This is a genomic window from Paenibacillus sp. FSL R5-0519 (genome assembly GCF_037974275.1).
Taxonomy (GTDB): Bacteria; Bacillota; Bacilli; order Paenibacillales; family Paenibacillaceae; genus Paenibacillus.
In genome coordinates, this window is sequence record NZ_CP150234.1 from 2973699 (window position 1) to 2994354 (window position 20656).

Here is a 20656-nt window from a genome sequence, read left to right on the forward strand (position 1 = left end):
CGTTTAATTAGGTTGACTTGCAGCAATCAAGTCTGCCATATATTTATAGGATTCGGCAACATCAACACCAGGAGTAATTGCAAATTTATGTTTGGGAAGAAAGAACATTCTGTCATTTGAGACAGCTGAAAGTGATTTCCATGCTGGATTGGATTTAAAATTTTTCTCAATCATTTCTTCTGCTTCCTCATTCGTTGTATGAGAAAGAATAAAGAGATAATCAGGATTAATCATTACCATCTCTTCCATGCTAAACGGAATATATCCAGCAAATGCTTCTCCATCTATGGATACTGTAGCATTACGAAGCTTTAACTGATCCGCAATATCTATAGCTATGGTTGAACTTTGCTCAACATATGCAGTGTCTCCCATGACAGTTAGTATGGCATAAGTCGGCATTTCTTTCTGATCTGGAATCTGCGCGATCGTTTGATCGATATGTGAGTTCATTTTATCTACAAGCTCTTTGGCTTTTTGTTCATTACCCGTAATTTTCCCCATCAAAATCGTATTCTGTGTTATGTCCTCGATAGATTGGGTATTCAAATTTGCTAAAGGAATGTTAGCTTCTTTGAACATTTCTCTCAATTTCCCATGGTCAAAGCGCTGACCAATCACCAAATCAGGCTTCAATTCGAATACCTTTTCCATATTAACCTCGTGCATCAATCCTACCTTCGGAACGTCTTTCGCTTCTGCAGGTGGATCAATGTTAAAGGGAGTCGGTACGCCCACTGCTTTTCCTCCAACTTGATAAAAGGAATGCAGTACCTGCTCATTCAAGATAACGATCCTTTGAGGTTTTTCCTGAAGTGTAACGTTTTCCCCATCAAAGTCTTTAAAAGTTAGATAAGGTTTAGCTGAATCATTTGCCGCAACATTTTCTATGTTCCCTTGTTGTTGTGAAGTACTTTGGCAACCACATACAATTAGAATTGTGACCAAAATACTGATTATGAATTTGAATCGGTGCTTCATCATTGTTATCCCCTTTGATCGTTTTCTTAAATTTTCACTCAACAAACCTAAGTCTATGGTAAATCATGTGAATAAATATATGCCTCAACTGAGCTATTTTTTAGCTAAGTGAGAAGAAAAACTAACAATGAATGAAATAACAGGATAAAGCTGACATCTATTGTCTGTTTGTATTCCAAACAAGTCCTTGCTCAAGAGCATAACGCGTTAATTGCACCCGATTTTGTAACTGTAGCTTCTGCAAAATATTTTTCAAGTGGTTCTTCACGGTGTATTCGGATATGTCATATTTCCCTGCAATTTCTTTGTTTGTCCATCCTTCAGCTACCCCATATAATATATCCAGTTCTCGGGTCGTCAGCTTAACTTCGGTTTTCTTCTTTTCGGTTACATTGACTTCCTTCAGAATCTGATAGGCAACATCTCTGGACATGGGAGCTTCCTCATTAATGATAGAATGCAGATATTCAAGCCATGTCGTTGGTTCCAAATTTTTGAGCAGATATCCTTGTGCTCCTCTTTTGAGCGCCTCAAGTAGATGAATCATATCATCCGAAACCGTAATCATGACTATTTTCACATAGGGAAAACCGAGTTTGATTCTCCGCGTTGCTTCGAGTCCGTCCATAATGGGCATTTGAATATCCATTAAAATGAGATCGGGAAGCCACTTTTCCATGAAGTCAATCGCTGCTTGTCCGTTGTTCACCTCACCAATAATTTCAAAATGATTGTCCAGGCTCAAAATTTCACGAATGGCCTCCCTTGCATGGGCGTGATCATCCACAACCAGTACTCTTGTTGGAGTCATTGTCATATCAATCCCCCTTTTTGAATCTCGACGATGGTTCTTCCATCCTTACGATACATGTTCATGATCCAACCCATCTCATTACAGCGCTCCTTCATAATTCGTAAACCGAACTTGTTTTTCTTGGCAAATGGATCTCCCTCAAACCCTTGACCGTTATCCGACACAGTAATTTTCCAGCTGTGACTCATCCCTACTGCAGTGATTGAGCCTTCAGTAGCTGACGCATATTTGTCCATATTAATAAGTGCCTCACGTATACAAGCAGATAATTCTATTTTTTCTTTATCGTCTTGATGATGCTCCTCTAGATCCCAGTGAATATGGATTGGTGTGCGGATGTCTTTAGACATCGCATGAACTTGCTTCAGAAGTGATGGTGAGGTCCGGTGTACAGGATTTTCGTTACGATCCAGTCGAAGATTGGTGATCGCTTGTCTGACATAACGATTTACCTCATGAATCGTTTTACGAATGGACAGAACGTTTTGTTCTTGTTGATTCCCGTTACTTCCTATTTCAAGCTTATCTGCCTTAACAGATAGCAAAAACAGAGATTGAGCTATTCCGTCATGAAGTTCTCGTGCCAGCTCTTCACGTGCTTCAAGTGCAGCTTTGGCAGAGCGTGCACGTTCCAATTCTTTCTGAATGTTTTCAAGGATACGGAATAGCTTGGTTAACAATGTAATAGTAACAAGATACACCAACACCGGTGTTAACCAATTGCCCAAATCCATCGAGATATAGGGTAATAAAAATTGATGTCTCACATATTCCCAGATAGCGACTGTAATGGTTGGAATGAAGAGAATCATCCATTTAATTTGTTTATAGGACATAATGCTCCTCCTGTATTTGAATAGAGAACTATTAATGGGGCAAACGAAGAATATATCCGAACCCCCATAGGGTTTGAATGAGGTCTTCACGATTCGATACATACTCCGATAATTTGTCCCGTAATCTTTTGACATGGGTATCTACTGTTCGGTAATCCAGTTCTTCATTTTTCTCCAACTTCCAGACGATTCTTAACAAATCCTGTCTGGAGAAGGCGATCTCCGGATGAGTTGCCAGATGGTATAACAAATCAAATTCTTTTGGTGTCATATGAATTTCTTCATCTTTGATCAGAACTTTTCTAGAAGTGGGATTAATTAAAATGGATGAAATCAGGACTTCACTGGCAGAATGATCGGGTATAACATGCCCGTAAAAACCGGTAAAACGTGCCATCATCGACTTGATCCGAAGCACAACTTCCCTGGGGCTGAAGGGTTTCATCACAAAGTCATCTGCTCCGGCCTTAAACGCCTCAATTCGGTCACTTTCTTCAGATTTTGCTGTCAGAAACATCACAGGAATGCTTGTGCTCAATCTCAGATAATTGCATATTTCAATACCCATAATGTCAGGAAGCATCCAATCGAGAATGATTAATGCATAAGAACCTTTATGAAGTTTGCTCAAAGCTTGCACACCAAGGGAGGCCTCTTCGATAATAAATTGTTCTTTTTCCAGATACATTTTAAGCAGCCTCCGGACCCTTTCATCATCATCCACGATCAATATTCTGTTTTTTTTGCAGGGTCCCATTCATATGTCATACCTCCATCTAATCAAACTAAATAGCGTTCATTTACGTCCTGCTCCAGTGTGAAATGAGTAAAATGAGTTTATCGTAAACAGCATACCGTCAAATGATAAAAAAAAGCATGACTCTATAGAGCCATGCTTTCGGAAGAATTTCACTTAATTGCAAACAATGTATGAACGTAAAGTAAAATACATCATTCATGCCATGGGCACTCCATTAAATTTCTAAAATATAGAAGATTACCTATAGACTTGAACTCAAAAATTCCCACTCTATGATTTTATATTGATATATGAATAATATTAATGTAAATTTGACATTACATTTTCAAAAATGAATAATATAGAAGCGAAAGGGATACTCATGGAAATTTATCTTAAGTATTTTTTAATTGGACTTGCTATTGCAATGCCAGTTGGAGTAATTACAGTAGAAATGACGAAGCAAGGATTAAAAAATGGATTTGTTCATGGATGGGCTGTTCTGTCACAATCGTACACTTCTTCCAATACAGGCAGTTTTGTGGTCTGGCGATCCCATATTTTTCTTTTTGCCTAGTGCAAGTAAAATTCTACGTCATCACATAATGATTGCTACAGCTTCAACCTGTTACTAAGACAGCGACTGTTAAAGAGAAAATTGGAACTCATATTAATCATGCTCGTAATAGAAATTTTCCACATCAACATAGCCTTGTTCTCTTTCATTATTAAAATTATAAACCCCGACTCGATCTCCACGATAGTACCCCCAACCCATCTGGTAGACTCCACCAAATCTAATAAAATTCTCACCATCTAGGCTGTATTCATAACAGTTTTCACCCTGTAGGTTCCACACCGATCTTAACCATATGAAGGATGAAGGTATAGCCGGCCCCCATTCTATCTCACCTGAATGGTTAAACTTCAAAATTCGAGCTCCTTGCCGTTGATATATACCAATCGTACAGTAAGATTGTCCAAAATGGCAGAGCCCCGCTTCCTGATCGTCAACCATACCACTGATATCATATTTGGCAGTTACTACATTATGATTAACTCGAAATGTACGCTGCGAAATAGTATTACATATCTTAAAGAAATTGTTCTTCTCCAAAGGAACACAAGCATATAAACGCAAATATCCAGTTCTTTCTGTTAAAGACCACTTATCTGCCTTAGGCTGATGATTCCATTCCCAATGCGGTTTCAATACTTGGCTTTCAAAATCATCATTTATGGCTAAGGCCGTTTGGGGATGCCCGTTAATTGGCTTTATTCCTCCCCATACCATCTCTCCTATTCCATCACCGTCAACATCTTCACCGATCATGGGCCAACCGTCCATCCACCAAACGGGAAGCAAATGTAGGGTTCTGCCTTCAAAATAGCCGCCCGCTCCTTGGTGGCTAATGAAGTACCATTCCCCAGTTTGTGTTTGGACAAGCCCGCCTTGATTCGGTTCGCGATCCACTTCCACGCCATGCGTATGGATCAACTCTTTTTCTTCATAAGGACCGTATAGTTCTTTGGATCGAAGCATCATCACGACCCTTACATCCTGACCATTCTCTTGTCGTACTTCACTGTGGAAAAGAAAATAATATCCGTCTATTTTGTAGAGCTTGCTTGCTTCGCTTCCGTTATATTGATGTATCACAACCCCGCTGTCATGCAGAAGACTTTGCGCGTCGTCACTTAACTTAAATAGATGGATGTTGTAATTGTCAGCAAAATTCGTAGCAACCAGATACCCTTGACCATCATCATCCCAAAAAGGACAGCAATCATCCCAGCCATCAGTTTCCCACATGTGATGAAGAGGCTCCCACGGTCCAGCGGGATTCGTAGCCGTGCTCATGAATAAGCCTTCATCCGGTGTGAAGAAATATACCCAGTATTTATTCAGATGATAACGGATAGCACCCGCCCAGACTCCTCTTCCATAACGATTCATTCGATTATGCCGGTATTCAGGCCCGATGAGCGTTAGATCATGGACAACATGACTAATCACACTCCAATTTACCAAGTCTTTTGAATGCAGAACGGCCATGCCTGGTGAGCAATGCAACGTCGAAGAGATACAATAATAATCTTCCGCAACTCGTATGACATCCGGATCACAGTAATCTCCTGGCAGGACAGGATTGACATAAGTACCGTCCCCCTGATCGCCCCATTTTCCTTTTTTGGACATAACATTGTAGTCTTTTTTCATCTCATTACCTCCCATATCTTTTATCAAGCGAAATGTGAATCTAGGGGGTGCTATTTGCGTAGCCATACACTCATTTCCCCAGATTTACGGTTACCCCACAAAAAATAGGGTATAGCTTTAAATCGAGTTGGTAGAAGCGGCTTGGCTATTGAATGATACGGCTGATCTTCTGGCCAAGTCGATCCATCACTTTTTAATCCTTCACCCTCAAGAACAACACATCCGTCAAGTAATTCGGAGTTCTCCAACTCTATCCCATTGGGAGTACCAACAATGGACAATGTGGCAAGAGGCAATTCGTTGTCAACCTCTTCTAAACAATAAACAAGTGGTCCTCGTTGTATCGCAACTTTCCCCGCGTTTGCACGAATTTGCGGATGAGCTTCGATTAACCGCGTTTCTGTTGGCAGTGTCCAGTCCAATACATCTTCATTTGACCAAATCCGATGAATATGAGCGTAACCGTTGATTATTGAATAAGCATGCACTTCACCATTGACTAGAAGAACAGGGTTCTCACTCTGGAACCAATTCGGAATTCTTAATGCAAGAGAGAATTCAACACCATCAGTACAATCAGATGAAAGTAAAACTTTGAACCCAACTTCGCCCTTCCATGGTAAATTTGAGCGCTGCGTAAGTGTGACTTTCCGATCATTCAGCGTTTTAAAATGTACAGTACTTCCAATATACAGATGTACATGGATTATTCTTTCTTCCATACAAACATCATAGATATAATCATTTAACGAACTAAGTAAACGGGCAACGTTAGGCGGACAACATGAGCAACCAAACCATTTCTGACGGACGGGTCTAATATGATGCTTATCAGGATTTCGTTCACTTGCTTCCGGCCATACTTCGAGAGGATTTACATAGAAAAAACGCGTTCCATCTTTAGACATACTTCCAAGTACGTTGTTATACAACGCTCGCTCCATCACGTCCGCATATTCACTTTTGGCTTCTAAACGAAGCATCCTACGCGCCCAGAATATAAGACCTATGGATGCGCAAGTCTCAGCATACACCGAGTCATTGGGCAAGTCGTAATCAAATGTGAACGCCTCACCCAGATGTGTCGCGCCGATGCCACCCGTAATATACATTTGTCTACGTGTAGTGTTCGCCCACAGTTGTTGACATGATGTAAGCAAGCTATCGTCTTTTTTCAGCCGAGCCAAATCTGCCATTGCAGTATACATATACATTGCACGTACGGAGTGACCAGTCGCAACGGTCTGCTGGCGCACCGGAAGATGTGATTGAAACATCTGCAAATTAGGGGAACCTAGCGACCAAGGCCAAATACTTTTTCTCCCCCGCTCTTCCCACTCTTCAATAAAATAATTAGGACTCTTGCCTCGTTCGTCAATAAAATATTGGCTCAACTTCATATACCTTTCTTCTCCGGTAGCCTGGTATAGTTTGATTAGTGCTAGTTCGATCTCTTGGTGACCACAATAAGCTCGCTTTTGATTCTCTCCTGTCCCAAACAGACTATCAATCAGATCAGCAAATCGGCAAGCGATATCAATCAATTTGTGTTTACCCGTTGCATCTGCATACGCTACTGCGGCCTCAATGAGATGACCAGCACAATATAACTCATGAGCCTCATAAAGGTTAGTCCATTCTTTACCTGGCTCCTTGATTGTGAAGTATGTGTTGATATAGCCATCATCACGTTGCGCACGACCTATAAGATCGATTGCTTCATCCGCAATGCTTTCTAATGCTGAATCCGGGTAATTACGCAGAGAATACGAAACCGCTTCCAACCATTTATATAAATCGCTATCTTGAAACACCCATCCACCAAATTCGCCTTGTTCTAAACCGGCAGCGATACGAAAATTTCGAATAGCATTGCTTGGTTCTGCCCCTTCAATGCGGTCGTTCAATGCTTCCCATTGATAAGGGATCACCGTTTTGCGTACTAACTCCAAATAGTTCTCCCAAAAATGATCTGAAATATGGACCTGTGTTGTTCCCATTAGTAGTACCTCCTGTGGTGTAAGTTGACTCTTTACGAACTCAATTATAAGCTTGGCATAATGGGCGTAATACAAATGATATGAACTATTTTCTATAAAATCTCACACAACGAAGGTGGAATTTACAGATGCATGAGGAAACTAGAATTGAGCTTCGAATCCCTCCCCTCCCACATTATTTGGGCTGCGGAAAGACAGAGTATGTAAAAGGAGAAAAACATCCTCATCGCAGAAATATTCAGGCGTATGATTTGCTAATTATGATACATGGTGAAATGTATATAGGTGAAGATGGTTTGTCTTGGACACTAACAGATGGAGACCTATTACTGTTACTTCCTGATGCAGAACACTATTCTGTAAAACCTTGTGAGAAGGATACTGTTTTTTACTGGATTCATTTTGAGCATTTAACCCAAAAAAATTTAATTTTCTCTGAAACAATGCAGGATCATTTCTCTAAACCATCTAACAGGCCATTTAGCAATTCATATACACTTCAGATCCCTAAATATATGCGATTACCCGACAAAAAGAGAGTGTTCAATATGGTAGAACAATTGCTTGCTCATCCATCCGCGCTTTCCTTTTGGCAAGAACAGCAATTGCTTGGAGAGCTACTTGGCCTAATAGAGGAAATGAGCTTTGGAAAGAAAGACTCTGCCATTACAAAGATTGCCGAACAGACGGTCACGTTCCTTCAAGAGAATTATAAAGACAAAATTACCAATGCTATAATCTCTTCTTCCTTACACTTCCACCCAAACTATATTGTTCGTTGTATGCAAGAGAAATATAACTGCACACCATTAGATTATTTACTTCACTATAGACTTGAGAGAGCCAAGCGACTCCTGGTTAGCAACGACTGGTCTATCGAAAGTATTTCCGAAGAAGTAGGCTTCCGACATGCACCTTATTTCTCTGCCTGCTTTAAGAAAGAATTCGGTACTTCACCGTTACAGTTTCGCAAACAATATTTAAAATAATTCTACTATTTTAATATTAAGCATTCAGGATAGTTGTTTTTTAAAGGATTCGGCTTAATACTGTAAGTTGGGTTTTCAGCCTGATTATATCTCTTATTTAATGTGAAATCTAAAAATCGCACCTCATATGTTGAATACTCAATTTTCAAGTAAATGAGCTCATTATTTTGACATTTATCTAATCATTAAGGAGAATGAATAAGTGCTATTCTTTCTTTACTTACCTTTAGTTAAGGTAAGCTGCCTGTTAGCTTAATAAAACAAATTACATTATCCCACCACACTATCTTTATCATAATAATATTTAGATAACAATCTAATCCGAAATGACACAATGTTCTTGTCCTTGGACAGCTGCTCTCATCAAAGTTATATTTGAAAGCAACATCTGGAAACGAGTGATCCCTAATATTCTCAATTTCCTTTCAAGAAGGTACGCTAACTTCTTTACTTCTCTTCACTGCGGTCTCCATCCAAACACAGAAGAAATTCTCACAAAACTGTATGACCAGTTTTCAAGAATCCAGGAAAGTCCCCCCATATCAAAACTTCCACGGATTTTCATTTGATATTTGACGATCTGATCAGAGAAATACTCCAGAAGCTCCCTGATTAGAAGTGGTGCTGAATCTGAAATCGATCTTGTTCTTAACGGAATAAAGCCGTAGAAATGCTCCTCCTTTAACAGAGATTTTCTCCAAAAAACAAAAGCATATGCATAGGGACAAATTTCAGGGAATTCAATCGTTTCATTCGATTTTCTAAGCTCCATCAATTGAGTTATGCAATGTTGATGAGACTTAAGAATACTCTGAAATAGTACAACTTGTTGAACAGCATAAGAAGTAACTTGCAGTAAATCTTTTTTTGGAAAATGTTGTGCATGTATAATCCATTTGGAATGCATATTTGATATCTTCATGTTTGCCTTGTTTGCTTGAACCCAACGAAGGACAGCAGGATTCATTTGATCAGGCGCTCTCCATTCGTTCCAACTGGACATATAAAAAGTAGCAAAGGCATATCCACACTTGCACTGAAATGCATGTTCTAACTGTCTATTCGACAACAAGAAAGGTATTGTTGATCTACAGTTAGGGAAAGTATTATTCAATTTCAGATCATGAAATGCGCATTCATCGAGAAGTTTAAACTGATGCAGCCAAGAATGATCCCCCTCCATACACTTCGAACACCAATGCAATTCACGATGAAACCAATGCTCCCATGAACTATATAGTTCAGAAAATGGACCTATTAACGACTGAATATTCTTAAACATGTACTTCGGTTTCATCTCATAGGTTTCTGTTAGGCTGTTAAAGTGCTTTGTAAGCAGTTGTCCATATGCGCCATCCAACTGCCAGCGATACACCGCTGCTCCAATGGGAAAATCATCTTGATACAGGTCTTCCAGAGAAGGGATACCTTCTTCAATCTCATGTTGTTCGGCCAGAGTAAATGATACATCATCCACATAGAACGATAACGTATCTACGCTATCTTCAGAGAGGTAGGGTGTTTCGATGAACAAATTCAATTCAGTGGGATCATCGCTATACTGAAATTTTCCGGTGATCTTGTGCCAGCTGTTCCATTCTGTCTTCGCAATCTTCACGCTGCCGATCGGATTCCAGCTTTCGGCCGTTGTTTTTTTACATGTGGTGAGCTGTAGCGTGTGATCCGTGGTGGGCTCCTGGGTAAGTCTAACATATGCCGTAATTTCGTACTCTTGGTTACGCTCAAGCAGATCCTTCATGGATAACATCGGTCCATGATAGGAACGCTCGTTTGGCAACCAGCATACTGGACTGACCTTCGTGTGCCTCCTGCTGTGTAACTGTCAAGCTTTCACTACCGATCCGTGTAGTCCATCCCTGAAGTGTATCGTCTTCAAAGTTTGTGCTTATTCAACATGGAAGCATGTCAGCATCAGAGTTCCCTTTGCGTCCCCTCTACGATGCCTCTATACTCTCCCGGTGTCTGTCCCGTATATTTACGAAATACCTTATAAAAGGTTCGGCTATTATCAAATCCGATACAAGCCGCAATTTTGTCTAGGGGTATGGTGCTATCGCTAATCACTAGCTTTTTCGCCTTCTCGACTCTTAATCGATTAATGTATGCCACAAAATTTTCACCGGTTTTCTGCTTGAACAGCTTTCCCACATAAACCGGATGAAGATTCAGATATCGGGAAGCAGCGGATAGAGAAATATCCTTCATATAATTGGCTTCAATAAAGGCTTTCAATTGCTTGATATACTCGTTATTTTCTTCTCCCTCACCTGCACATGTCAGCTCGCCGTACTCCTCGCTCCTCTTCTTATGCTCCAGCACCTCAAGAGCCATTCTCTTTAACAAATCCGTCAAATACCGTTCATCAATTGGCTTTAATACGTATTCCGCCACCTGAAGCCGGATCGCGCTTTGAGCATATGAAAATAAATCATAGCCTGAAAGGATAATGAATCGGTTCACCTGCTTTAACTTGGCTTGTTGAATCAATTCAAGTCCATCCATCTCGGGCATTTGAATGTCGGTAATCAGCAGGTCTGGATGGAAATAATCCATCATCTCCAGTGCTTCAAAGGCGTCGCCCGCAGTCATAATGCGTGTAAATGGAGTATTTGCATTATCAATTATGTCCCGAATACCGGAGAGCAGAATCGGCTCGTCATCCACAATCATCAGCTTTAGCATAGCTACCATCCTCCAGCATCAGTTTAAGTGAAACAGTCGTCTCGGCACCTGGCTTGCTGTTTATCAGAACCGCTGTACCTGGACCATAATAAGCGCGCACCCGGGCCGCTACATTGCCAAGTCCAATACCCAGTCCCTTGGGCTCCAGTCGTCCTTCAATAGTCGTACCACTAGCCAAAAGCTGCTGCAGAATTATTAAACGTTCATGTTCGATACCTGCTCCGTTGTCGGTCACTTCTATTCGAAGCCCATTTTCTTCATGTTTCATGGAAAGTGAGATGCTCCCGCTTCCACGCTTGCGTGAAAGACCATGAAGAATGCTATTTTCGACTAGCGGTTGCAGGATAAAACGTGGACAAGGAATAGATAGTATACTTTCGTCCACATCCAGATATAACTGAAGGTCCTTCATTCGAATCTGGTGTATTTTCATATAGGAGCATACGTGCTCATACTCCTCTCGGAAAATTGCATCGCTTTTCGAGGAGAGGCTGTATCGGAGCATATTACCAAGAGCAAGCGCCATATCAGCTACGACCTGTCCACGACCTGACCGGGCAAGCATTCGTATCGTTTCAAGCGTGTTGTACAAAAAGTGAGGCTGTATCTGGGCTTGCAGCATCCGAAATTCCGCTTCCCTTTTCAGCAATTCCACATTCTGAACTTTGTTCACTAATTCGTCCATTCGCAGAATCATTGCATTATAGCTCGTAATCATGTCACCAATCTCATCTGATCCCGCCGCGCCTGTATAAGGCGAATCCAGTGTATCCAGGTCAACCTTTCGCATATGTCGCGATAGCTTGATGACACGTTTCGTTAGAGAGGCCACAATCAGGTAATACAGTACTGATAAAATACCAAGCATGATCAGCCCTGCTGCCACCCATAACAACTTGACTTGAAGCAAATCAAATACCACCTTTCGTTGAGCCACTTCTACGATGGTCAGTCCTAACCTGGATAATTCGATCCGGTTCACGAGTAGTTCGCCGCGTTGGAGATCGAAAGCGCTTGTTGTTTGTCTAGATAATTCCTGTTCTAGTGTTAAAACATCAGCGGATGATATTGTGGCACCCACAGGCTTTCCAATTAGCTTTCCATTCTCATCCAACATGAGTAACGTGGTTTCCGAATGATTATCGAGAATCTGGTTCAGTACGTTGTCCAGGAACGCTGGATACACCACAATTTCGAGCATACCCAGATCGGTAGTATAAAGGTCGCTATAGATTTTTTGAAAATAGTTCAAGCGTATGCCTTTCTCATCCAAAGTAGGCTTCCATAGACCCTTAAGCGGACGCAATGCACTCATTTCCGAAGCAGTCAGCTTTCCGTCCAGTTCTTCATACGGGAGGAACCCGGGGAGGTTCAGAAGACGTTGCTGTAGCTTGGGGTAGATGGCAACAAACTGTACGCTTGATTCAGCAAGTGTCGCAAAAGAAAATGCGGGACTGATGTCTCGAAGGTAGTAATAGATCATATCCCGGTCTTCCATGTTGGTATCTTGCAAATAATCGATGAGAGCTGCGTTGTTCTGATAGATCGTTTGAAGAGATTCAATTTTGCCCAGGGTTGATTCTGCATTCCCCGCAATCTGTTCGAGATTTTTCTGATTTGCCTGCTGATATTGTGTCAATAGCTTGTCATTCAGCTGTATATATAAAAAAATGAAAAAAAACAAAAAGGGTAACACAATCAGAAGGACATATCCAATAAACATTTTGGTGCTGATCCGCATCTTCATCGTCCTTCCTCCAACTCAAGTGATCATGACACAATTAAAAAACATATGGCCCGGAGGTCCACTATTCATGGACCCACGGGCTGATCAATGCTTCTATGCAAAAGATTATTTTTTCGTCAGACTGTCATATTTCTCTTTATAAGGTCCATATTGTGCATTCGCCCAGCTTTCCAGTTTTTCGATCCCCATTTTATCAGCTTTAATCAATAGATCATCGAACGCCTGATTCGCTTGATGCTCATCCTTTGCCAGATAGACTTTGGTAATCTCCGTTTTGATCATATTATCTATATTCGTTTTAATAATTTGCTCTGGAGAATCCGTATCGGGAGCAATCATACCGATAGCAGGGTTAAATGAAATAATTTTGTCGTAATGCTCACCTTGTCTTGTTGTTTCTGAGCCCTCCTTATACGATGTGAGCGCCATGCCTACACCGGATTCCCAAGGGACTCCCCACCAGTAAACTCCTTTATTCTTAATCGATTCAAGGTCGTTGTTATCATATTTGAATTCGGGATAACCTTGATCGTTCCATGTCCAGTCCTGGTTCTCTATGCCCCACTCACCCAGTCTCCAGCCTTCCTCTGTAAACATATATTCGAGCAACCGTACAGAAGCTTCCACATCTTTATTATTCTTCGTTACATAGACACCCAGACCACCGGTTCCCGTACTGACTATCTTCGCTTCAGGCCCAAGCGGCTCAGCAAGCTGAACGAACGGATACTTTCCCTTGCCATCTGCATTCAAGCGATCTGCAGCAGCATAGGTCCAGGTATAAGCAAACCCTTTATTTGCAAGCATCATTTGTTCCGTCTCCGATTCATTCTTATAAGCAAAGTTCTCGCTTGATACGAAACCATTACGATAGAGACTATTCATATACAGTGCCGATTTGCGTAATGCATTCTGTTTCAGGTAATAAACGAGCTTGCCACCTTCATCTACAAAACCGCCTTGGGCTCCAAACTGGGTATCAAAATAAGGACGCAACCAGTTTGGATTCAGGATCAAAGGACTCATCTCAGGGTGCTTCTGCTTCACCTGCAAGAAGACACTATTCAGATCCTCCAAAGACTTGATCGGAGGGTTACCGATTTCCTCCAGAATATCCTTACGCATCGCAAGTCCGGCCGTCATCATGTGGGCGTATGGATTGGCTTTCCATTCTGATTCCGTAGAAAAGTCATTACGAATGGCGTAATAATTCCCATCACTTACCGTATTCACAAATTCCTTCACCGGATCAAACTTCACATTTCGTGCGTATTGAGGAAAGATTTCATTGTAAGGAAGCGAGAGCTTACTGTCAGACATTAGCTTGAAATTGAAGGAAACCACTAGATCCGGCAGGCTGCCTGACGCTACCATTAGAGCAAGTTGCTTATCGTCCGTAGCAACAGTTACTTTTGGCTTCACACATGTTGCCTTCGTAATGGCCTCGGGGATCTCGCCAGACCAATCCTGGAAGGGATACCATGTAGCATCGACAAACATGTCGAGCTCAACCGGATTCGTGCATTGTCCTGGTACTTTCCCTCCACTATTGTTCGCAGGGGCACTGTCACCTTCCCCCGTAACACTGCTGGTACCGCCAGTGCCATCACTGGAGTTGCATGCCACTGTGCCTCCAAGCAGGAGTGCTGCGACTGCAAGGAGTGCTGACTTTCTTAACCGCTTCAACATGGTTTATACCCCCGTTAGATATAATTGTATCTAAAGCATTTTCAGATAAAATCAGCCCGTAAGACGCCTTGAAACTACGTAATCATCTTGACTGCTATTATCCCTTGACGGAGCCAAGCATCATGCCTGACACAAAATGTTTTTGTAAAAATGGATACACCCCCAAGATGGGCAAAATCGAAACAACCATTGCTGTTGCTTGAATAGAAAATGGTGTGACATGTGTTCGAGACATTGCGGCATTCGCAGCCTCGCTGGCTCCAGAGGCAACCATGGATTGGTTAATAACCTGCATCATTCGATAGGTAAGGGTGCGCAGGTTCTCATTTTGAACAAAATAAGCCGAATCCAGCCACGAATTCCAATGTCCAGAGCCAATGAAGAGACACATGGTTGCGATGAGCGGCATTGACACAGGAAGTATGATGCGAATAAAAATGTTCACCTCACTTGCTCCATCAATCCTTGCAGATTCGCCAATCTCCTCTGGGATTTCGTTAAAGAACGAAATGGCAATGAGCAGGAAGAACAAATTGAGCATACCTGGGATCACATATACACCAAACGTATTCATGAGCCCGATGCTCCTTAGCACGACATAATAAGCAATCAGACCGCCCGAAAAGTTCATGGCAAATATGATGATAAAAAAATAGGATTTCCGGAACAAAAGCTCTTTGCGAGCCAAGCCGTAAGCGACCAGACAGGTGAACAACACGCCAAGCGTCGTTCCTACAACCGTTCGCAGGATGGACATGCCAAACGCCTTCAGCCACTTGGGATCATTCAGAAAATAGCTGTAGTTCTCAAACGTAAATTGGCGCGGCCATAAATACATGCCTCCGCTTGCCGTATCTGTCCCGGAGTTAAAAGTGATAATCAGGATGTAGTAAAACGGATACAGCGTAAACAGAATTATGAGTATCAATAGAATTACAATGACCGAATCCAGTAGCCAGTCTTCCAAAGACCGCTTTTTTCCCTTCCCTATGGTTATCCGCTCCTTTCTTGTAGAATCATCAGAACAAGCCTGTTCCGGAAACACGTTTGGCGATATAGTTGCTGGAGAATATAAGAATCAGCGAGATTACAGATTGCGCCAAATCAATTGCAGTTGCAAAGGAAAATCGTCCTTGTGCAAGACCGACATTAAACGCATAGGTCTGAATGATCTGTGAACGCTCTATATTCAGGGCATTTCCGAGTAGCATTGACTGCTCAAAGTTGGATCCCACCAGACCACCTCCAAGTATGCTGCCAATGGTAAGAATCAGGACAACGATCGCAGCACCCTTTAAGCCCGGCAACGTAATATGGAGAATTCGCTTTACTCTCCCTGCACCGTCCATTTCTGCGGCTTCATAGAGCGCGGGATCAATCCCTGCAAGCGCGGCAAGAAAAATAATGGTCCACCAACCTGCTTCCTTCCAGATTGCCGTCGAAACGGCTAGCGTATAAAAAGAATCAGGATCAGTCAAAACTTGAATCGGTTCCTTAATGACATGCAATGAGAGTAAAAGATCGTTAAATATGCCATACCCGGAAGAAAAGAAAGCGTATGCAATTCCTGTTACAACTACCCAGGATACAAAGTGTGGTAAATAACTGACGGTCTGCACAAATCGTTTAAATACGACATTGCGAACTTCACTGAGCATAATTGCGAATAGAATCGGTATTGGATACGAGAAAAGCACCTTAAGAATGCTTAACCACAGGGTATTTCTGACAAGACTCGGAAAATTGTAATCGTCAAGCATTTCCTTGAAATGAGATAGTCCGGCCCAAGGGCTGGTGAACATCCCTTCAATGCCTGTGGCGATGTTGTAATCCTTAAATGCAATAATGATACCGAACATCGGTATATAGCTGAAAACTAACAAATACAGAATTCCGGTACCAACGAATGCATGAAAGGGGAATTGCTTTCGCAGTAGTTTTGAATACGCTTTCTTTTGAATGAGAACCCCTCCTTTGATTCAACCTTATCGTTACTCCAATTATATAATTGGAAACAATGGCATGAATACGGTCCATTTTCAATAAAGGAGGGTCATTTTTAAGCGTACGCTGCATCTTACATATGATGATTTGTTCCATATATGACCAGCTGAACCGGTCCTAACAGTCCGGAAACAAGTTCACCCCGATATTGAGTCGGAATCGTCTTATAATGATTAGCCAACGTATTGTACACACACACTTCGATTTCGTTATCGCCCGAATTTAAATAGGCAGTGATATCTGCTTCCCATGGGGGCTGCAACAATGTACGCACATGTTTACCATTTACTTTTACAGCTGCGGTAGCCGAAACATGCCCTAATTGCATAATGACCCGTCTTGGAGCTTGTTGTGGATTCCAATGAATGTACTTTCGGTAGACAGCCCCACCGGAGTAACATTGAAGTCCATCGATCTCGGACCAGTCTCCAAGCGTAATCAGTCCTTCACCACATTTTAATTGTATGGGTTCGGGTATAGCGGCACCTTCAAAGAAGCCGCCAGATGGCACGAGGCGGATCGCTACGGGTGACGAATGGATCACGGGTTTGGACAGCGTAACCTGGTAGCGAACAGCACCTTCTGCACCTTTCCCTATGGCTACTAAATGACATGAGATTCCATCCGACCAGACTTCTATTTCCCCATGTACGGTCAGTTCCATCGCTTCTAGCCCGGGCGGAGCATTAAACCGATACCAGCATGGTTGCTCTCGTCGCTGAGGAAATGCGTTAAAATGCAGGACAGCAGCATGGTTATACGAGGACATAGCAAGTGGGTAAAGCTCCGTGTTGCTCGCATGTTGAGCTGAAGCAAACACAATATACCCTCGACCGGGTCCGCTATACCTTGCCAGCAATGTATTGTTTCCTGCATGGAGTGGCACAATCTTGTCTTCCACTCCCAACAAGCGGCCGTTCAGCCAGAGATGATCTGGCTCAAGTCCACCCTGGAGCAACTCAGCCTGCTGTGGTATATCCGAATCGATGGTGGACCATAGATAGTAGATTTCAGCATCGTCCGCTTCATATTGTATCCCGGTTAACGTATGGAACGGACGACCAAAGCTCAGGAAGGCATCCGAAATGTTGCCCTTTAATCCGTGATAGCCCTGATGCCCCGGATCACCTGCAATACCGTAGCGTGTTGAGTATGCATAAGTGGTCCAGCGCGCCTGCTCCAGATGATCTGTCTCTTGGGGCGGGCTTTTCAACAATGCCCAGCTTTGCTCCAGCTCCATGGAGCATTCCTCCAGAGTGATGGGCTCCATCCTCCAAAAGAAGGGGCCATATCCAACCTCTGTTTGTCTCCAACACGAATCGTCCAGATTCGATGTATGCCAGTCCAGCACTTCTGATACATCTTCCTCCCAGGCAAATCGAAGAAAGCGTGCCTCCGAACCGATGATCTCGTTGCTGGCCGGTTGACGAAAATCTCCGAAACGGTTATCCATCGTTGGGAGGAGATGAAACGACCATTCCGCTCCCAATGACATTATTGAAGCAGGTTCTAGAGATTCCGCATAAAGCGATACATCCGTATGATGTACCAAGCTCTTTGTGACAGGCCTAAAGACGAGCAAGTGAAGCTCCGTGTGCTCCAATGGCATACAGAGCCAGGTTCCGTCCTGATCTACTCGTTGAACCGGAATAGGTGTTGTTGAGCCATCCCACGGGTTCCAAAGCTCTACTGAGCCATGGCATCTAAAGAAGCATTCGGTTCCTCGGGGAACGTTGTAGACAGCGTATAGCTCATACTGACCAATTCTGCGATGTTGTATAAAGGGAAACGCATCAGCGAAATCAAAGGTACCTGAGCAGTAAAAGTCTCGGGGAAATGCTGCTTCGATCGACTCAACAGCCTCTGTCCAGTTACGAACCGTCTTGGCTATGCCTCCAGCCGATTGCCTATTCGTTCTGAATCCCCCATCCTCCGCTGACTCCGCAGCCGTCCAGCCGAAGAGCCGACGAACGGATTCATCCATTTGAGGGTCAGACGAACCGGCCCGCTCACTTGCTTCAGGCAGGCAACCGATGGCAATTACGATTCCTCCTGAGTTAAAGAAATCAAGTGCCTTATGCAGTGTCGATCCACGAATCGCACGCATCGCGGGTAAAATAAGTACTTTGTAGGATTCCCCAGCCACTGCAAGCTTACCTGACTCTACCTTGGCTCTCTCGATAGACTGATGATCAATGAAATCAAAATCGATTCCTCTTTTAAATAAGTTGTCTCCCGCTCCGAAAGCAGTCTCTAGGGAAGTATCCCCAGCCAACCCCGCTTCCAGGCTTGCTACAGGGTAGACAACGGCTACATCGCAGACATGATAACCTTGGCTAAGTACATAGCTCAATCGTTCTGTGCATCCCATCAAGCTCTCCATATGTGACCAATAGGGCATTCTAAAATGATTGCAGGGCGGAGCCCACTCCCACCAACCGCCATATGTTGTATAGTACAGCCCATGGAGTGTAAGCAGATTATGTCCGCTCACAAAATTTCGGAATATGGCGTCCGTTAACGCTGCCGTTGTCGTACCCCAGCCACTTCCGTAGAACCCTTCAAGCCAGGTTCGTGGCCGCTCGTACAAATGTGCAATTGAACTGGCCACTTTGTTTTTAATCAAATCACAAGCTAGATTTGGCTGATCACACCCAGGGCCTTGATTCCAACGCTGGGTACGAAAATAGTCTCCAAATTCGATCGGATCTTTGCCCCGTCCACCATGATCGCAACCATAAATTAGCCCCCGGCGCTCATGCCAATCAAACACAGGTTTGAAGTAATGGTCTTCAGATAACTCCACCATCACATCCCCGTAGTCAAGTCTAATCTTTGTCGTCCGCGAACCGATGTCAACGAATAGACCTGCCAGCTCAGGCAGAGGATCATAACCCTTATACCTGATGAATGCTTGACGGAGCGCGTCACTCCAGATGAATCTCCCCAGTCCGAAATCAAGCTCATCGGAGAAAAAGAACCCCAAACGCGCCCCCGGTATGTCCTTGAGGCGATCCTCAAACCTTTGGAAGAAATGCGCAATGACAAGCTCACCGCTGCGCGGATGCGTAGGATCTATCGACATGGGTCGCTCCTCAAGGTGGACTGCGGTTATGCGCCAGATACCTTGTGACGTGGACCAATGAAGATAGTCTCCATGGATATGGGCATTCAGGTTAAGAACTTCAACTGCAGCTCCATCTTCTTCCCGAACGGCCATTATGCTGAGTGTATGTAACGGAATTGCCCATGACGAGAGATCCTGCCCCGTATCCCAACTTGTGCTTTGGAGGACTGACCCAGCCAGATCAGGGTATTTGGCCAAAATCTCATCCGCGTACGAGCCTTGCCCCGGCGTACACAGCGTATAATCGCTCAAACTGACGGAAATGCCGTATTCTCCCGCCTTAGCCGCAAACCAGCGGAACAGCTCCCACCATTCTTCGGAGAACAAAGGAGGGTCACTCGGATAAGTCAGCCCATATGATAGACCGCCTTCATCCCCATGAGCATAATTAATTTGTAGTGCAGTTATGTGGTGGTCCTTCAATTGGCACAGTTGCCATTCGAGTCTCTCCTTGTCCAGTGCCTCTCCTACCCACCAATAGAAGGCGACTTCGCCGTATCCTTCGGGTGGGGACTGAAAACCGGATAGAACATCGAGGTCGGGGGAGCGACTAGGGTACCCCAATCTCCGCTTCCCTTCTGACTTTCCCTCGGCCAGTTTTGCTTCCCTTTGAGATGAATCATCCATGTTCGTACTGTTCATACTGGTCGATTCCTCCATTTCTTTTTGTGAACGCTAACACTTTCATCGTACCTAAAAAGAATTGCTTCTCATAGACATAGAACTCACGTAGATGTGTAAGATAGTAACCTTTCATGCTCTTATGCTAAAATCATTCATATCCAACGACATAAACAAGGAGGGGG

General features: G+C 43.2%; 14 protein-coding genes and 1 pseudogene. 2 read left to right on the top strand and 13 right to left on the bottom strand.

All coding sequences use genetic code 11. The features are described from left to right. Nucleotides 1-3: 3 nt before the first annotated feature. From MKY73_RS13645 to MKY73_RS13660, 4 genes are all read right to left on the bottom strand, one after another. Nucleotides 4-984: an ABC transporter substrate-binding protein gene (locus MKY73_RS13645; RefSeq protein WP_339308064.1), complete on the bottom strand. Its 981-nt coding sequence runs from the start codon at nt 982-984 to the stop codon at nt 4-6. 154 nt (nt 985-1138) lie between these two features. After that, nucleotides 1139-1792 carry a response regulator transcription factor gene (locus MKY73_RS13650; RefSeq protein ID WP_188591889.1) on the bottom strand — a complete coding sequence of 218 codons (654 nt, stop codon included), beginning with the start codon at nt 1790-1792 and terminating at the stop codon, nt 1139-1141. 2 nt (nt 1793-1794) lie between these two features. Beyond that, nucleotides 1795-2631 (bottom strand): histidine kinase, encoded by an 837-nt coding sequence (locus MKY73_RS13655; protein ID WP_339308066.1) that lies wholly within the window; start codon nt 2629-2631, stop codon nt 1795-1797. Nucleotides 2632-2662: 31 nt separating this feature from the next. After that, a complete protein-coding gene (locus MKY73_RS13660; RefSeq protein WP_339308068.1) occupies nt 2663-3388 on the bottom strand; it encodes a response regulator transcription factor in 726 nt (241 codons plus the stop codon). A 364-nt stretch (nt 3389-3752) separates the two neighbouring features. Here MKY73_RS13660 and MKY73_RS13665 point away from each other — a divergent pair. Then, nucleotides 3753-3872 (top strand): annotated as a pseudogene (locus MKY73_RS13665) (lysine transporter LysE); the annotation flags it as partial. Nucleotides 3873-4040: 168 nt separating this feature from the next. Here the strand turns inward: MKY73_RS13665 and MKY73_RS13670 are convergent. After that, nucleotides 4041-5591 carry a glycoside hydrolase 43 family protein gene (locus tag MKY73_RS13670; RefSeq protein WP_339308070.1) on the bottom strand — a complete coding sequence of 517 codons (1551 nt, stop codon included), beginning with the start codon at nt 5589-5591 and terminating at the stop codon, nt 4041-4043. A 50-nt stretch (nt 5592-5641) separates the two neighbouring features. Then, nucleotides 5642-7591: a beta-L-arabinofuranosidase domain-containing protein gene (locus MKY73_RS13675; RefSeq protein WP_339308072.1), complete on the bottom strand. Its 1950-nt coding sequence runs from the start codon at nt 7589-7591 to the stop codon at nt 5642-5644. A gap of 128 nt (nt 7592-7719) precedes the next feature. Here MKY73_RS13675 and MKY73_RS13680 point away from each other — a divergent pair, with 128 nt between their 5' ends. Then, entirely contained in the window at nt 7720-8580 is an 861-nt protein-coding gene (locus tag MKY73_RS13680) for a helix-turn-helix transcriptional regulator (protein ID WP_339308074.1), read from the top strand. A 457-nt stretch (nt 8581-9037) separates the two neighbouring features. Here the strand turns inward: MKY73_RS13680 and MKY73_RS13685 are convergent, their stop codons facing one another. The 7 genes from MKY73_RS13685 to MKY73_RS13715 all read right to left on the bottom strand — a co-directional run bounded on the left by MKY73_RS13685 (nt 9038) and on the right by MKY73_RS13715 (nt 20492). Beyond that, nucleotides 9038-10378: a carbohydrate binding domain-containing protein gene (locus MKY73_RS13685; RefSeq protein ID WP_339308076.1), complete on the bottom strand. Its 1341-nt coding sequence runs from the start codon at nt 10376-10378 to the stop codon at nt 9038-9040. Nucleotides 10379-10512: 134 nt separating this feature from the next. Next, entirely contained in the window at nt 10513-11283 is a 771-nt protein-coding gene (locus MKY73_RS13690; RefSeq protein WP_339308078.1) for a response regulator, read from the bottom strand. Beyond that, nucleotides 11258-13030, bottom strand: coding sequence for a sensor histidine kinase (locus MKY73_RS13695; protein WP_339308080.1), 1773 nt, complete (start codon nt 13028-13030; stop codon nt 11258-11260). Before MKY73_RS13695 ends, MKY73_RS13690 begins: the two co-directional genes overlap by 26 nt. A gap of 105 nt (nt 13031-13135) precedes the next feature. Continuing rightward, on the bottom strand, nt 13136-14719 hold the full coding sequence (locus tag MKY73_RS13700; RefSeq protein WP_339308082.1) for a hypothetical protein: 1584 nt from the start codon (nt 14717-14719) through the stop codon (nt 13136-13138). 97 nt (nt 14720-14816) lie between these two features. Then, nucleotides 14817-15686 carry a carbohydrate ABC transporter permease gene (locus MKY73_RS13705; protein WP_339308084.1) on the bottom strand — a complete coding sequence of 290 codons (870 nt, stop codon included), beginning with the start codon at nt 15684-15686 and terminating at the stop codon, nt 14817-14819. A gap of 52 nt (nt 15687-15738) precedes the next feature. Beyond that, nucleotides 15739-16602, bottom strand: a complete 864-nt coding sequence (locus MKY73_RS13710) for an ABC transporter permease subunit (protein ID WP_339308086.1) — start codon at nt 16600-16602, stop codon at nt 15739-15741. 194 nt (nt 16603-16796) lie between these two features. Next, entirely contained in the window at nt 16797-20492 is a 3696-nt protein-coding gene (locus MKY73_RS13715; RefSeq protein WP_339308087.1) for a glycosyl hydrolase, read from the bottom strand. Nucleotides 20493-20656 lie beyond the last annotated feature (164 nt).